We start from the raw sequence: 14,698 nt of genomic DNA on the forward strand, positions 1-14,698 counted from the left end.
CGCGATGACGCTCGAACAGCTCAGGATCTTCGTGGCGGTGGCGGAGCGCGAGCACGTCACCCGGGCCGCGAGCGAGCTCAACCTGACGCAATCGGCGACGAGCGCGGCGATCGCGGCACTGGAAAGCCGCCATGCGGTGAAGCTGTTCGACCGGATCGGCCGGCGCATCGCGCTCACCGATGCAGGCCGGCTTTTCCTGGGCGAGGCGCGCGCCGTGCTCGCGCGGGCGGCCTCGGCCGAGGCGGTGCTCGAGGATCTCGCGGGGCTGAAGCGTGGTCGGCTCTCCTTCGCCGCCAGCCAGACGGTCGGCAATTACTGGCTGCCGCCGCTACTGCAGGCCTATCGCGCGCGCCATCCCGGCATCGCGACGACGCTCATGATCGGCAACACGCAAAGCGTCACCGCCGCGGTTCATGACGGGCTCGCCGATATCGGCATCGTCGAAGGAGAAGTCGACGATCCGCATCTGACCATCGAAACCGTCGCGATCGACGAAATGGTTCTCGTGGTCTCGCCCGAACACGACTGGGCGGGATCGGCTGCGATCTCGCCCGCGCGGTTCGGCGAGACAGCCTGGATCCTGCGCGAGCGGGGCTCGGGCACGCGCCGGCTGTTCGAGGACATGCTGGCAGGCGCCGGATCGAGCCTCGATGCGCTCGATATCGCCCTGGAGCTTCCCTCCAACGAGGCCGTCAGGGCGGCGGTCGAGGCCGGGGCAGGGGCCACGGTGATCTCGCGGCTGGTCGTCGCGGCCGCGCTGCAGGCCGGGACGCTCGTCCTGGTCGATGCGGCGGTGCCCCGGCGCGGCTTCCTCGCGCTGCGCCACAAGGAGCGCTATGTCGGCAAGGCTGCGCAGGCCTTTCACGCACTCCTACAGGAGGCCGGGCAATCAGCGGCATGAACGGAGCGCATGGCGCCGCTGCGCGGATTTTTGCTGAATTCGTGATTTTCCGCTTGAACCTCTAGTGACTCCAGCTTGTACAGGAGAGGTCTCGCAACGCCCCAAAGCGGAGACGACCGATGTCCAACGCCCGAGCCGAACCGCAGATTCTGAGCTGGAAGGTCGGCGGCATGGATTGCCCGAGCTGCGCCGCGACGATCCGCGGCGCCGTCGAGCGCCTGCCCGGCGTCAGCGACGTCAAGGTCTCCGTGATGTCCGAGCTGCTGACCCTCTCGCTCGACGAGGCGCGGACCGGGCGCGAGGCGGTCGAGAAGCGCGTCGCCGGCCTCGGCTACACCACCGCGCCGATTGCTTCCAAGGCGGTTTCCGCGAAGCCCGAGCCGACCGCGTGCGGCTGCGGCCATGACCATTCCCATGCCGGGCATGACCATGGCGACCACGAACATGGCGACCATGGTCACCACGATCACGCTGCTGGCGGTCATGACCATTCCCACGATCATGCGCCGGTGAAGGCGAGCGCCGCAGCCGCGGCGAAAGCCGATCACGGTCACGGCCTGCCCGGCCATGTCCACGAGGCGACGCCCGACGGCGTCTCCTGGTACCAGACGAACAAGGGCCGGCTCGTGCTGGTGACCGGTGCGCTGCTTGCGGCGGCCTGGTCGGCGAGCCTGCTCTGGCCTGCCGCCTCTTATTGGGCCTTCGTCGCCGCCTGCCTGATCGGGGTCGCGCCGGTGGCGCGCCGCGCCTTCGCGGCCGCCCGCGCCGGCATGCCCTTCACGATCGAGATGCTGATGACCATCGCCGCCGCCGGCGCGCTGGTGATCGGAGCAGCGGAGGAAGCGGCGCTCGTCGTCTTCCTCTTCGCCGTGGGCGAGGTGCTCGAAGGCGTCGCCGCCGACCGGGCGCGCGCCTCGATCCGCGCGCTTGGCGATCTCGTGCCCAAGACCGCCCTCGTCGAGGAGAACGGGCAGACGCGGCAGGTCGATGCGGCGGCGCTCATGATCGGCCAGACCGTGCTCGTGCGCCCCGGCGACCGCATCCCCGCCGATGGCGAGATCACCAGCGGCGTCTCCGGCATCGACGAGAGCCCGGTCACGGGCGAATCCGTGCCGAAGACCAAGGGGGTCGGCGAGCCGGTCTTCGCCGGCTCGGTGAACAGCGAGGCGGCTTTGCGCATCCGCGTCACCAAGGCGGCCGAGGACAACACCATTGCCCGCATCATTCGGCTGGTCGAGGAGGCGCAGGAGGCGAGGGCGCCGACCGAGCGCTTCATCGACCGCTTCTCGCGCGTCTACATGCCGGCCATCGTCGGGCTCGCTTTGCTGGTCGCGCTCGCCCCCCCGCTCTTCTTCGGCGGCGAGTGGTCGGTCTGGATCTATCGCGCCCTCGCGCTGCTGCTGATCGGCTGCCCCTGCGCGCTCGTCATCTCCGTTCCCGCCGCGATCGCGGCTTCGCTCTCGGCCGGCGCCCGCCAGGGCCTGCTGATGAAAGGCGGTGTCGTGATCGAGGCCGCCGCAAAGACCGGCGTCGCCGCCTTCGACAAGACCGGGACGCTGACCGAAGGGCGCCCGCGCGTCACCGAAATCGTGGCGCTCGGCCGTCCGGAGCGCGAGGTCGTCGAGCTCGCCGCCGCCGTCGAGACGGGCTCGAGCCATCCGCTGGCGCTTGCGATCCTCGACCGCGCCAGGACACAGGCTGTTCCGGTCCGGCCGGCCGATGACGGATCGGCCATTGCCGGCCAGGGCGTCGTCGGCACGCTCGGTGGCGTCGCGATCTTCGTCGGAGCGCCGCGCCACGCGGTTGCGCGTGCCCGTTTCGACGATGCTGCGAATGCCGCCGTCGAACGGCTCGAATCCTCCGGCAAGACGGTCGCTGCCGTGATCGCCGATGGCGCGCTCGCCGGGCTGATCGCCCTGCGCGACGAGCCTCGGGAGGATGCCGCCGCCGGCATCGCCGAGTTGAAGGCGCTCGGCGTGCGCTCGCTGATGCTGACCGGTGACAATGCCCGCACCGGCGCCGCGATCGCGGGCTCGCTCGGCATGGAGCACCAGGCGGAGCTGATGCCGGACGGCAAGGTAACGGCGATCAAGTCGCTGGCCGCGACGACGCCCGTCATGATGATCGGCGACGGCATCAACGACGCGCCGGCGCTCGCCGCCGCCAGCATCGGCGTCGCGATGGGCTCAGGCACCGATGTCGCGCTCGAGACCGCCGACGGCGCGGTGCTGAAGAGCCGGGTGCGCGACGTCGCGGCGATGATCCGGCTGGCGCGCGCCACGATGGGCAATATCCGCGTCAATATCGCGATCGCGCTCGGCCTGAAGGCGGTCTTCCTCGTCACCAGCGTGCTCGGCTATACCGGCCTCTGGGTCGCGATCCTGGCCGATACCGGCGCGACCGTCATCGTCACGGCCAATGCCCTGCGCCTGCTGCGCTTCGACGCCGGCCGCGCCGGCTGAGCGCAGGAAGGTTCGACGCATGCAGCCGATGGAGATCGCGAGCTATCTGATGGTCGTGGTCTACGTCATCAGCTTCCTCGCCATGTCGGCGATCCTGGCGAAGGAGGCTGGCCGGCCGGTCTGGCTCTTCGGCAAGGGGGCGGAACGCCAGGCCTTGCCCGCCCTGCTGTTCAAGCTCGCCTTCGCCGGTGGCGTGCTCTGGCCGCTGGGGCTCGCCGCCTTCGGCAATCCGGCCCGGGCCGATCCGCTCACGGCCTGGCTCGACGGTCCCTGGTTCGATGTGTTCGGCCATCTGCTCGTCGTGATCGGTGCCTGCATCGCGATCATCTCGCAGCGCTTCATGGGCGCCTCCTGGCGTATCGGCGCGGCAGTCGGCGAACAGGGGCCGATCGTCGATGGCGGCCCCTTCGCGATCTCGCGCAACCCGGTCTTCGTCGGTCAGGCGCTGTTGTTCACCGGCCTCTTCATCGTCCTGCCGAACCTGATCCAGGCGGCGCTGACACTGGCGCTCTTCGTCGCGATCGCGCTCCAGGTCCGGATCGAGGAACGCGTGCTCGCCGTCTCGCTGGGCGCGCCCTATGACGATTACCGGCGCAGGGTTCGCCGCTGGGTCGGGAAAAGGTGAAGCAGATCGTGCCGGTTCTCAGATGGATCCGCTACGGCGCCTGGGCGGCCGTCTGTCTCGTCCTGTTCGTCGTTGCCGCCATCCTGCTCGGCTGGTGGCAAACCGATGGGCCGGGCCGCACCCGGACGGTTGCGACGGAGGCGGGCGGATCGCCGATCGGCGGCAGCTTCGCGCTGGTCGACCATACCGGTAAGCCCGTCACCGACGCCGATTACCGGGGCAGGCCGATGGCGGTCTTCTTCGGCTTCACGCATTGCCCCGAGGTCTGCCCGACCACGCTGTTCGACATCACCACGAGGCTGAAGACGCTCGGTCCGGAGGCCGACAGGCTGCAGGTGCTGTTCATCACGGTCGATCCCGAGCGCGACACGCCGCCGCAGCTCGCGCTCTACCTGCAATCCTTCGATCCGCGCATCGTCGGCCTCTCCGGCACGCGCGAGCAGATCAACGCCGCCATCGCGGCGTACAAGGCCTATGCCAAGCGCATCCCGACCGAGAACGGCTACACCATGGACCACACGGCCTCGGTCTATCTCATAGACGCTGAGGGCCGCTTCAGAACGATGATCGATTATCACGAGGACGAGGCAGCGGCGCTCGCCAAGCTGCGGCGCGTGCTGGGGTGAGACGCCGAGGCGGGCGGGGATTGCGCCGATGTGGAGCTGCCGCTTCGGCGGAACCGCCGCGCCACCACGGCCTGCGGCCGGGACGGGGCCCGCACATCAGCTAAGGCGCTGACAAACCACCACTCTGGTAGATGAGTGGTGCCCAGGAGAGGACTCGAACCTCCACGCCCTTGCGAGCGCCAGCACCTGAAGCTGGTGCGTCTACCAATTCCGCCACCTGGGCAACGGCGGTTCGTTTACGGGGGCCGGCAGGCGCTGTCAACGGCGATGTCGAGCCGGCATGGCCGCATGCGCCGAATACCCGCCTTCACAGTGCCGCCGCGATCCACTAGAGCAGGATGCGAAACGGTGGGAACCGGTTTTTTTGGACCGATCCTGCTCTAACTTCTTGATGCTCTAGGACAGCAGCAGGTCCTCGGCGGAGCTTGAGCAAATGGCCACCCAGACCCCGTCCTCGCAGCTGGTCACCGTCTTCGGCGGCTCCGGTTTCGTCGGCCGCCATGTCGTGCGGGCGCTGGTCAAGCGTGGCTATCGCGTGCGCGTCGCCGTGCGCCGGCCCGATCTCGCCGGCTTCCTGCAGCCGCTCGGCAGCGTCGGCCAGATCAACATGGTCCAGGCCAATCTGCGCTATCCCGATTCGGTCGCGGCGGCGGTCAGGGGCGCCGACGCGGTGGTCAACCTCGTCGGCATTCTCGAGCAGAGAGGCCGGCAGAGCTTTACGAGCGTCCAGGCCAATGGCGCGCGCGCCGTCGCCCAGGCCTGCGCCGCTCACGGCATCTCGCGCCTCGTCCAGATTTCGGCGCTCGGCGCCGCCCGCGAATCGCGCTCGGCCTATGGCCGCACCAAGCTCGAGGGCGAGGAGGCGGCGCTGGGGCTGGTTCCGCAGGCCGTGGTGCTGCGGCCCTCGATCATGTTCGGGCCGGAGGACACCTTCTTCAACCGCTTCGCCGCGCTCGCCCGCATGCTGCCGGTCTTGCCGCTGGCCGGCGCCCAAACGAAATTCCAGCCGGCCTTCGTCGGCGATGTCGCCGAGGCGATCGCGCGTGCCGTCGACGGCTCTGTCGCTGGCGGCCGCATCTACGAGCTCGGTGGCCCCGAGGTGAAGAGCCTCGAGCAGCTTGTGGCCTATACCTGCGAGATCACCGGCCGCAAGCGCGTGTTGCTGCCGCTGCCCTTCCCGCTGGCGCGGTTGCAGGCGCGCGTGATGGAGATCGTCCATGCGCTGACGCTTGGCCTGCTGCCGGCCGAGCTACGGCTGACCCGCGACCAGGTCGCGATGCTGCAGACCGACAACGTCGTCTCCGAGGCGGCCAGGAGCGAAGGCCGCAGCTTCGAGGGTATCGGCATCGCGCCGGTCTCGATCGAGGCCGTGGTGCCGTCCTATCTCTGGCGTTTCCGCAAGACCGGCCAGTTCGACACCGCCCGCGCCGGCTGAGCCGTGTCGCCGCCCGGCCGCCGGCCGGGCTCAGAGCATGCTCGGCAGCACGCGGTCGGGCGGCTTGTGGCCGTCCATGAAGGTCTTGATGTTGACGATGACCTTCTCGCCCATGTCGGCGCGGCCCTCATGCGTGGCCGAGCCCATATGCGGCAGCACCATCACCTTGTGGCTGCGGGCGAGCTTGAGCAGGCGGGGATTGACGGCTGGCTCGTGCTCGAAGACGTCGAGCCCGGCGCCGGCCAGTTCGCCGGCCTCCAGCATCCGCGCCAGCGCCGTCTCGTCGACGATCTCGCCGCGCGCCGTGTTCACCAGGATGGCGTCGGGCTTCATCAGCTTGAGCCGGCGCGCCGAGAGCAGGTGATAGGTCGCCGGCGTGTGCGGGCAGTTGATCGAGACGATGTCCATCCGCGCCAGCATCTGGTCGAGCGAATCCCAATAGGTCGCGTTCAGCGCCTCCTCGGTGCGCGCGTCGACGCGGCGGCGGTTATGGTAGTGGATCGAGAGGCCGAAGGCGGCCGCGCGGCGCGCCACGGCCTGGCCGATGCGGCCCATGCCGACGATGCCGAGCCGCTTGCCGGTGATGCGCCGGCCGAGCATCCAGGTCGGCGACCAGCCCGCCCATTCGTCGTCCGGAATGACGCGCGTGCCCTCGGCGATGCGCCGCGCCACCGCCAGGATCAGCGCGATCGTCATGTCGGCGGTGTCGTCCGTCAGCACGCCCGGCGTATTGGTCACGGTGATGCCGCGCTGCACGGCGCTCGCCACGTCGATATTGTCGACGCCATTGCCGAAATTGGCGATCAGGCGGAGCTGGTCGCCGGCCTGCGCGATGATCCCGGCATCGATGCGGTCGGTCACGGTCGGCACCAGCACGTCGGCGGTCTTGACCGCCTCGACCAGCGCGGCCTGGCTCATTGGCGTATCGTCGATATTGAGCCTGGCGTCGAACAGTTCGCGCATGCGCGTTTCGACCACGGCCGGCAGCTTGCGTGTCACCACGACCAGCGGCTTCTTCTTCGACATCGGCGGCTCCCTCTCCCGCAGCTCCGCGACAATGTCGCCATTCCGCCTCAACCCGCCATTAACCGTGGCGCATCAGGAATGAAGGCGTCGTCGTCGCGCGCTGGTTCGTGTCTAAGTGGCGGCGCGGCGGATGACAACATGACCCTTCGCCGGGGTCCAAAGGCCGCTTGTGAACCAAGCCCGAGATGGAGATGGAGCCAATGAGCGGTCTGGGGATGCGGGGATGGCTGCTGGCTGCGATGATGTGCGCGAACCTGGCCCCCGGCTCGGTCGCTTCTGCGCAGGACATGGGCACCGGCTCCGTCACCGGCCTGCCGATCCCGCGCTATGTCAGCCTGAAATCCGATCGTGTGAACCTGCGCGAGGGGCCCTCGAAGGAGCATCGCACGCGCTGGGTCTTCCAGCGTGCCGGCCTGCCCGTCGAGATCACGGCCGAGTTCGAGACCTGGCGCCGCGTCCGCGATGCCGACGGCTCGGAAGGATGGGTGCTGCACAGCCTGCTTTCCGGCAGGCGCACCGCGCTCGTCGCGCCCTGGTCGAAGGCCAAGGACGAGACCTTCATGCTGCGCGCCAGCGCCGATGAAAGCTCGGCGGTCACGGCCCGGCTCGAGCCCGGCGTCATCGTCAACGTTGCATCCTGCTCCGATTCCTGGTGCCGGGTCGGGGTCGCCAAGATGAACGGCTATATCAAGCAGGAGCGGCTCTGGGGCGTCTATCCCAACGAGAAGGTCGACTGACCGCCTCCTAGCCGGTCACATCCTGGCGAGGCGCATCAGCGTCTGGCCGCCAGCATCCAGCAGGAAAAGCTTGTCCTGTCGCTGGTCGACGCGCCAGCTCCGCGCCGCCGTCAGCGCCGCGAAGAACTTGCTCTCCTGGTTCATCGCGGCCGGCGCGCAGGCCATGCGCGTCGAGGCGATCGGGCTGAAGGCAATGCGCGAACCGGCGATCGTCGCCGAGCCGCTCATGCGGTTGCAGCCGCCAGACCCGCTGACCTTGCCGTCGGCCGCGAGCTCGAGCACCGATTGCAGCCGGTCGATCACGCCGCCACCGCGAATATCCTCGGCGAGCCAGCGCCCGACCAGCGCGGCCGATGAGGCCGGCCGGGCCTCGTCGCGCGCGACATGCTCGACCCGGATATCGGTTTCGTTGCGGCCGCCGGTGAAGACCGTGTGGCGCGTCGTATTGATGAAGAGCAGCCGCTCGCCGTCTGTGATGCGCGCCTGCAGGGCGTAGGTCCGGCGCGGCTCGATCGCGGCGCTGTCGAACCGAAGCGTGTAGCGCATCGGGTTGCGGCGGGCGGGAACCCGTGTCTCGGCGATCGTCCTGGCCGGCGCATCGGCCAGCGAGACGTCGAGCAGGCGGACCTCGAGGATCGCCCCGCGCGGGAGCGCGATGCGCTCGCGATAGCGCACCGTGCCGCGCAAGGTCATCGGCGCCGCCAGCGCGCTGCCGGCCGGCGTCAGTAGCATCAGGGCGAAGAGCACGGTGACGCCGCGCCGGGAGATCAGAAATTTGTTCCGCTCGTCGCTCATCGGGTGCCATTCCTCGCGGCGCGCCGCGGCCGCGGCAGGAACCGGTTCGTCGGGAGGGAAATGGGCGAAAGCGAGGCGCGCGGCTTCAGCCGGCGATCTTGCGCAGGCGCACGACGACATCGACGCGGGCGATCTCGTAGCCCGCCGGCGGCTCCGGCAGCTCCGCGACATCGACGGCCGAGGCCGGGATGTCGATCACCGTGTTCTCGCCATCGACCACGAAATGGTGATGCTCGCTGTTGTCGGTGTCGAAATAGGTCTTGGCGCCGTCGATCGCGAGTTCGCGCAGCAGGCCGGCCTGGGTGAACTGGTGCAGCGTGTTGTAGACGGTGGCGAGCGAGACCGGCACGCGCGCCTTCATCGCCTCCTCATAGAGCATCTCGGCGCTGATATGCCGGTCGCCCTTGGCGAAGAGCAGCCAGCCGAGCGAGACGCGCTGGCGCGTCGGCCGCAGCCCGACCCGCCGCAGCCGCTGGCGCACGTCGTGGAACGGGCAGCCCTGCCGCGCGCTCGATCCGTAGCCCTCGTCCTGGGAGATCAGATCGGTCATGCGTCGGCTCGGTCCCTTTTGAGTTGGCGATGGTCGCGGCGCAAGAAGATGCCGCGAACTCTCTTCGAGATGTAAGGCTTCCGGCCCCTGCTCGCAAGCTTCGGCCGGTGCAAGCCGGGAATCCTGGCAGAATTCGGGCGCTCTGTTTTCGCGCGCCGCCATCACCGCCCGAGAAGGCCGGCACAGCCTCCAGCGGTCGATCTTTGCGGCAGAAGACCGGACCTGCGCCCTTCCGTTCCGGCGTAAGCCCGTGTTACGCACGCCGCCAAGAGCACAGGACCGCCGTCATCGTCGTGTAAGGCAATGGCGGCACGGTCGATATGGAGCGGGGCGGTATGGAGCGTCAGTCGTCATTCAGCTACGAGGAGATCCTCAGCTGCGGTCGCGGGGAACTTTTCGGGCCAGGCAACGCGCAATTGCCGTTGCCGCCGATGCTGATGTTCGACCGGATCAGCGAGATCAGCGAGACGGGCGGGCCGAACGGCAAGGGCTTCGTCCGCGCCGAGTTCGACGTCAGGCCGGACCTCTGGTTCTTCGATTGCCATTTCAAGGGCGATCCGGTGATGCCGGGCTGCCTCGGGCTCGATGCCTTGTGGCAGCTGACCGGCTTCTTCCTCGGCTGGCTCGGCTTGCCCGGCCGGGGCAGGGCGCTCGGCGTCGGCGAGGTCAAGTTCGCCGACCAGGTCCTGCCCAGCGTCAAGCAGGTCGTCTACGGCGTCGAATTCAAGCGCGTCTTCAAGTCGAAGCTGGTGCTCGGCATCGCCGATGGCTGGCTGGAAGCGGACGGCAAGCGAATCTATACCGTCGCGGATATGCGGGTCGGGCTGTTCAAGCCGGAAGGTGCCTGAGCAAAACCGCGCTTCGGGCTTGCGCTCGCCGTTTGCGCAGTCCATCTGCGCGAGACCAGTGATAAGCCGGGCCCCGCGTGGCCCCGGTTCGTGATGAGAGAGCCGGAGAAGCGAGCATGAGACGCGTTGTGGTCACCGGGATGGGCATCGTCTCGTCCATCGGCAACAATACGCAGGAAGTGCTGTCCTCGCTGCACGAGGCCAAATCCGGCATCTCCTTCGTGCCCGAATTCGCGGAGCACGGCTTCCGCAGTCGCGTTGGCGGCGTGCCGACGCTCGACGCTGCCGGCGTGGTCGACCGCCGCGCCATGCGCTTCCATGGCGGCGGCTCCGCCTGGAACCATGTCGCGATGGAGCAGGCCATCACTGATTCCGGGCTCGAGGCCGGCGAGATCAGCCATGAGCGCACCGGCATCGTCATGGGCTCGGGCGGCCCGTCGACGCGGGCGCTGATCGACGCCTATGACAAGGCGCGCGAGAGCGGCTCGTCGAAGAAGGTCGGTCCCTTCGCCGTGCCCAAGGGCATGTCCTCGACCGCCTCGGCGACGCTCGCGACCTGGTTCAAGATCAAGGGCGTGAACTATTCGATCTCCTCGGCCTGCGCGACCTCGAACCATTGCATCGGCAACGCCTACGAGCTGATCCAGTGGGGCAAGCAGGACATCATCTTCGCCGGCGGCTGCGAGGAGCTCGACTGGACGCTTTCCGTCCTGTTCGACGCCATGGGCGCGATGTCGACCGATTTCAACGAGACGCCGGCCGTGGCCTCGCGCGCCTATGACGTGAAGCGCGACGGCTTCGTCATCGCCGGCGGCGCCGGCGTCGTCGTGCTGGAGGAGCTGGAGCACGCCAAGGCCCGCGGCGCCCGCATCTATGGCGAGATCGTCGGCTACGGTGCGACCTCGGACGGCTACGACATGGTCGCGCCCTCGGGCGAGGGCGCGGTGCGCTGCATGAAGATGGCGCTCGAGACCGTGAAGGCGAAGGTCGACTACATCAATCCCCACGGCACCTCGACCCCGGTCGGAGACGCCAAGGAGATCGAGGCGATCCGCGAGGTCTTCGGCTCGGGCGAGAAGAGCCCGCCGATCTCGGCGACCAAGTCTCTGACCGGCCATTCGCTCGGCGCCACCGGTGTGCAGGAGGCGATCTACTCGCTCCTCATGCTCAACAACGACTTTATTGCCGAGAGCGCCCATATCGAGGAGCTCGATCCGGCTTTCGCCGACATGCCGATCGTGCGCAAGCGCATCGACAATGCCGGCCTGGGCTGCGTGCTCTCCAATTCCTTCGGTTTCGGCGGCACCAACGCCACCATCGTGATGAAGCGGCTGGAGGCGTGAGCCTGCCATGCTGTTCATGGTGATCGAGCATTTCGACCAGGCGCGGGTGAAGGACATCTACCGTCGCTTCAACGAGCGCGGTCGCATGATGCCCGAGGGCCTGCGCTATGTGGACAGCTGGATCCAGGCCGACCTGGCCCGCTGCTTCCAGGTCATGGAATGCGACGACGTCGCGGTCCTTCAGGAATGGGTGCTGGAATGGAGCGATCTCGCGCGTTTCGAGATCGTGCCGCTGGCGCCGTCCAAGGCGACCGCCGCCGCCGTTGGAAAGCATCTCTAGCCGGAAGCCCGCCTCCGATCCGCCTCGTCGAATAATCCCGCCCGAACACCCGAAAAAGCCCGTCGCAGAGTCAGCCCATGCCCCCCCTCATGCATAACAAGCGCGGCCTCGTGATGGGTGTCGCCAATCAGCACTCGATCGCCTGGGGCATCGCGCGCACGCTTCATGCCCATGGCGCCGAGATGGCCTTCACCTATCAGGGCGAGGCGCTCGGCAAGCGGGTCAAGCCGCTGGCCGAGAGCATCGGCTCGAAGCTGGTCCTGCCCTGCGATGTCGAGGACATCGCCACGGTCGATGCCGCCTTCGCGGCGATCGACGAGGCCTGGGGCGGCGACCCGGAGCGCAACACGCTCGACTTCATCGTCCACGCCATCGGCTTCTCGGACAAGAACGAGCTCAAGGGCCTCTATGCCGACACCACCCGCGAGAACTTTTCGCGAACCATGGTGATCTCCTGCTTTTCCTTCACCGAGGCCGCCAAACGGGCAGCCGATCGCATGCCCAAGGGCGGCAGCATGATCACGCTGACCTATGGCGGCTCCATTCGGGTGATGCCGAACTATAATGTCATGGGTGTCGCCAAAGCGGCGCTGGAGGCGAGCATGCGCTATCTCGCCGCCGATTACGGTCCGCGCGGCATCCGCGTCAACGCGCTCTCGCCCGGGCCGGTGCGCACGCTTGCCGGCGCCGGCATCTCGGACGCGCGCGCCATGTATTCCTGGCAGCGCGCCAACTCGCCGCTGCGCAAGTCGGTCAGCCTCGAGGAGATCGGCGGGTCGGCGCTGTACTACCTGTCCGACCTCTCGGGCGGCGTCACCGGCGACATCCATCATGTCGATGCCGGCTATCACATCACCTCGATGCCCGTGCTCGAGGGCCTGCGCGCCGCCGATGCCGGCAACGGCGAATAGGCCCGGCGTCAGCCGTCAGCCTTTCGCCAAACTCGCGGCCGACCATGGCGGCGCGGCAGATGGAACCTGACCCGCCATCCGGAGGTTCCGCCTGTGAGCCTCGGAGGACGGTCATGGTCACGGTGAAATACGAGATTGTCGAGCATGATGGCGGCTGGGCCTACAAGGCCGGCGGCGCCCTGTCTGAAACCTTCCCCTCGCATGATGCCGCGCTCAAGGCCGCCAACAAGGCGGCAGCCCGCCAGAAGCGGCCGGGGGTCACCGACGGCATCGTCTATCAGGACGCCGCAGGCCAGTGGCATGAGGAACTGGCGCAAGGCAGCGACCGGCCGAGCACCCGGATCGTCGACGAGCCGTAAGCCGCCTTTCCGCTTCAGCGCTGGGTGAAGAAGGTCAGCAGCACCTTGCCCTTCTCGCCGATCAGGCAGAGGAAGCGCCGCGGCTTGTCGGACCTGTCGGTGCGCAAATAGGCCTCGCCCATGATGATGCGCGTGACCGGTATATCCTCGACCTTGGTCTCGGCGACGGCGTTCGTCGCGCCGTCCTCATCGATATAGATATCCTTGATCTCCGGCTCCTTGGCCGAGATCGTGTGCAGCGCGGTCGTCTTGCAGGCTGCGATCTCCGGCGATGACGGCTTCTCGGCCGGTGTCGTCGAAGCCGAGCCGCTCTGGGCGGCGGCGGATGCGGCCAGCAGGCTCGAGAACAGGATCGCGGAAAGGGTCGTACGGATCATCATCGGCACTCTGTTGAGGTCGATGGTAACGCGTGACTTGCGCCGGGGTTCAATTCGCCGCGCCGCGCTCCTGGCGCGGCGCGGCTTCTCCTGATTAGAGCCCGAGCTTCTTCTTGCGCTGGCCGAGCGTGCGCAGCCGCAGCGCGTTCAGGCGGATGAAGCCGGCCGCGTCGCGATGGTCATAGGCGACGGCGCCTTCCTCGAAGGTCACCAGGTCCTGGTCGTAGAGCGAATAGGGGCTCGACCGGCCGACCACATGCACGCCGCCCTTGTAGAGCTTGAGCCGGACCTGGCCGGCGACGAATTCCTGGCTCTTGTCGATCAGCGCCTGCAGCATCTCGCGCTCGGGCGAGAACCAGAAGCCGTTATAGATCAGCTCGGCATATTGCGGCATGAGCTGGTCCTTGAGATGCGCCGCGCCGCGGTCGAGCGTGATCGATTCGATCGCGCGATGCGCCGCATGCAGGATCGTGCCGCCGGGCGTCTCGTACATGCCGCGCGACTTCATGCCGACGAAGCGGTTCTCGACGAGGTCGAGCCGGCCGATGCCGTTGTCGCGGCCGAGGTCGTTCAGCTTCGCCAGAAGCGTGGCAGGCGAGAGCTGCTGGCCGTCGATCGCGACCGCGTCGCCCTTGGCGAAGTCGATGGTGATATAGGTCGGCTTGTCGGGCGCATCCTCGGGCGAGATCGTGCGTGAATAGACATAGTCCGGCACTTCCTGCGCCGGGTCCTCCAGCACCTTCCCTTCCGAGGAGGCGTGCAGCAGGTTGGCGTCGACCGAGAACGGCGCCTCGCCGCGCTTGTCCTTGGCGATCGGGATCTGGTGCTGCTCGGCGAAGGCGATGAGCTGCTCGCGCGAGCGCAGGTCCCATTCGCGCCATGGCGCGATCACGACGACGTCGGGCTTGAGCGCATAGGCGGTGAGCTCGAAACGGACCTGGTCGTTGCCCTTGCCGGTCGCGCCATGGGAGATTGCGTCGGCGCCGACGCGCTCGGCGATCTCGATCAGCTTCTTGCCGATCAGCGGCCGGGCGATCGAGGTGCCGAGCAGATAGACGCCCTCATAGGCGGCATTGGCCCGGAACATCGGGAAGACGTAGTCGCGCACGAACTCCTCGCGCAGATCCTCGATATGGATGTTCTCGGGCTTGATGCCGAGCAGCAGCGCCTTCTGGCGCGCGGGCTCGAGCTCCTCGCCCTGGCCGAGATCGGCGGTGAAGGTCACGACCTCGCACTGATAGGTCGTCTGCAGCCATTTCAGGATGATCGAGGTGTCGAGGCCGCCGGAATAGGCGAGCACGACCTTCTTCACGCGCTTGTCGGACATCGAGGATCTTCCTGCTGCGGCGGCATGATTCATGCCGTGGGACGTTTCGGCTGTGGACGGCCGTTTTTTGGGCTCAATGGCGCACTATCGCAGCGC

Annotated in this window: 16 protein-coding genes and 1 tRNA gene; 11 read left to right on the forward strand and 6 right to left on the reverse strand. The window is 67.9% G+C overall.

Annotated features, from left to right (window positions below):
• Positions 1-4: 4 nt before the first annotated feature.
• From ACTIF2_RS18990 to ACTIF2_RS19005, 4 genes are all read left to right on the forward strand, one after another.
• Positions 5-901, forward strand: coding sequence for a LysR family transcriptional regulator (locus ACTIF2_RS18990; protein ID WP_439498667.1), 897 nt, complete (start codon positions 5-7; stop codon positions 899-901).
• A gap of 119 nt (positions 902-1,020) precedes the next feature.
• Positions 1,021-3,363, forward strand: coding sequence for a heavy metal translocating P-type ATPase (locus ACTIF2_RS18995; RefSeq protein WP_439498668.1), 2,343 nt, complete (start codon positions 1,021-1,023; stop codon positions 3,361-3,363).
• Between the two features lie 19 nt (positions 3,364-3,382).
• Positions 3,383-3,988, forward strand: a complete 606-nt coding sequence (locus tag ACTIF2_RS19000) for a methyltransferase family protein (protein ID WP_439498669.1) — start codon at positions 3,383-3,385, stop codon at positions 3,986-3,988.
• Between the two features lie 8 nt (positions 3,989-3,996).
• Positions 3,997-4,614, forward strand: coding sequence for an SCO family protein (locus tag ACTIF2_RS19005; protein ID WP_439498670.1), 618 nt, complete (start codon positions 3,997-3,999; stop codon positions 4,612-4,614).
• 136 nt (positions 4,615-4,750) lie between these two features.
• On the opposite strand, the gene ACTIF2_RS19010 is transcribed toward ACTIF2_RS19005, so the two are convergent.
• Positions 4,751-4,837, reverse strand: a tRNA-Leu gene (locus ACTIF2_RS19010).
• Positions 4,838-5,047: 210 nt separating this feature from the next.
• Between ACTIF2_RS19010 and ACTIF2_RS19015 the strand changes: the two genes are divergently transcribed.
• Entirely contained in the window at positions 5,048-6,049 is a 1,002-nt protein-coding gene (locus tag ACTIF2_RS19015; RefSeq protein WP_439498671.1) for a complex I NDUFA9 subunit family protein, read from the forward strand.
• Positions 6,050-6,079: 30 nt separating this feature from the next.
• Here the strand turns inward: ACTIF2_RS19015 and ACTIF2_RS19020 are convergent, their stop codons facing one another.
• The gene (locus tag ACTIF2_RS19020; RefSeq protein ID WP_439498672.1) at positions 6,080-7,075 is read right to left on the reverse strand and encodes a 2-hydroxyacid dehydrogenase; all 996 of its coding nucleotides are present in this window, start codon (positions 7,073-7,075) and stop codon (positions 6,080-6,082) included.
• Positions 7,076-7,275: 200 nt separating this feature from the next.
• Here ACTIF2_RS19020 and ACTIF2_RS19025 point away from each other — a divergent pair, with 200 nt between their 5' ends.
• Positions 7,276-7,812, forward strand: a complete 537-nt coding sequence (locus tag ACTIF2_RS19025; protein WP_439498673.1) for an SH3 domain-containing protein — start codon at positions 7,276-7,278, stop codon at positions 7,810-7,812.
• Between the two features lie 15 nt (positions 7,813-7,827).
• On the opposite strand, the gene ACTIF2_RS19030 is transcribed toward ACTIF2_RS19025, so the two are convergent.
• A complete protein-coding gene (locus ACTIF2_RS19030; protein WP_439498674.1) occupies positions 7,828-8,607 on the reverse strand; it encodes a YbaY family lipoprotein in 780 nt (259 codons plus the stop codon).
• Positions 8,608-8,692: 85 nt separating this feature from the next.
• Entirely contained in the window at positions 8,693-9,157 is a 465-nt protein-coding gene (gene irrA / locus ACTIF2_RS19035) for an iron response transcriptional regulator IrrA (protein WP_439498675.1), read from the reverse strand.
• Between the two features lie 335 nt (positions 9,158-9,492).
• Between irrA and fabA the strand changes: the two genes are divergently transcribed.
• The 5 genes from fabA to ACTIF2_RS19060 all read left to right on the forward strand — a co-directional run bounded on the left by fabA (position 9,493) and on the right by ACTIF2_RS19060 (position 12,898).
• Entirely contained in the window at positions 9,493-10,005 is a 513-nt protein-coding gene (fabA, locus tag ACTIF2_RS19040; protein ID WP_439498676.1) for a 3-hydroxyacyl-[acyl-carrier-protein] dehydratase FabA, read from the forward strand.
• Between the two features lie 116 nt (positions 10,006-10,121).
• Positions 10,122-11,348: a beta-ketoacyl-ACP synthase I gene (gene fabB, locus ACTIF2_RS19045; RefSeq protein WP_439498677.1), complete on the forward strand. Its 1,227-nt coding sequence runs from the start codon at positions 10,122-10,124 to the stop codon at positions 11,346-11,348.
• A 7-nt stretch (positions 11,349-11,355) separates the two neighbouring features.
• Positions 11,356-11,628 (forward strand): DUF3303 domain-containing protein, encoded by a 273-nt coding sequence (locus tag ACTIF2_RS19050; protein WP_439498678.1) that lies wholly within the window; start codon positions 11,356-11,358, stop codon positions 11,626-11,628.
• A gap of 77 nt (positions 11,629-11,705) precedes the next feature.
• Positions 11,706-12,539, forward strand: a complete 834-nt coding sequence (gene fabI, locus ACTIF2_RS19055; protein WP_439498679.1) for an enoyl-ACP reductase FabI — start codon at positions 11,706-11,708, stop codon at positions 12,537-12,539.
• Between the two features lie 113 nt (positions 12,540-12,652).
• Positions 12,653-12,898 (forward strand): DUF2188 domain-containing protein, encoded by a 246-nt coding sequence (locus ACTIF2_RS19060; protein ID WP_439498680.1) that lies wholly within the window; start codon positions 12,653-12,655, stop codon positions 12,896-12,898.
• A 14-nt stretch (positions 12,899-12,912) separates the two neighbouring features.
• Here the strand turns inward: ACTIF2_RS19060 and ACTIF2_RS19065 are convergent, their stop codons facing one another.
• Both ACTIF2_RS19065 and ACTIF2_RS19070 read right to left on the reverse strand, forming a co-directional pair.
• Positions 12,913-13,275 carry a hypothetical protein gene (locus tag ACTIF2_RS19065; protein WP_439498681.1) on the reverse strand — a complete coding sequence of 121 codons (363 nt, stop codon included), beginning with the start codon at positions 13,273-13,275 and terminating at the stop codon, positions 12,913-12,915.
• A 94-nt stretch (positions 13,276-13,369) separates the two neighbouring features.
• Complete coding sequence (locus ACTIF2_RS19070; protein ID WP_439498682.1) at positions 13,370-14,602, reverse strand: argininosuccinate synthase; 1,233 nt, start codon at positions 14,600-14,602, stop codon at positions 13,370-13,372.
• Positions 14,603-14,698: the final 96 nt, after the last annotated feature.

Origin of the sequence: Allobosea sp. (assembly GCF_051860145.1) — a bacterium.
Lineage (GTDB): Bacteria > Pseudomonadota > Alphaproteobacteria > Rhizobiales > Beijerinckiaceae > Allobosea.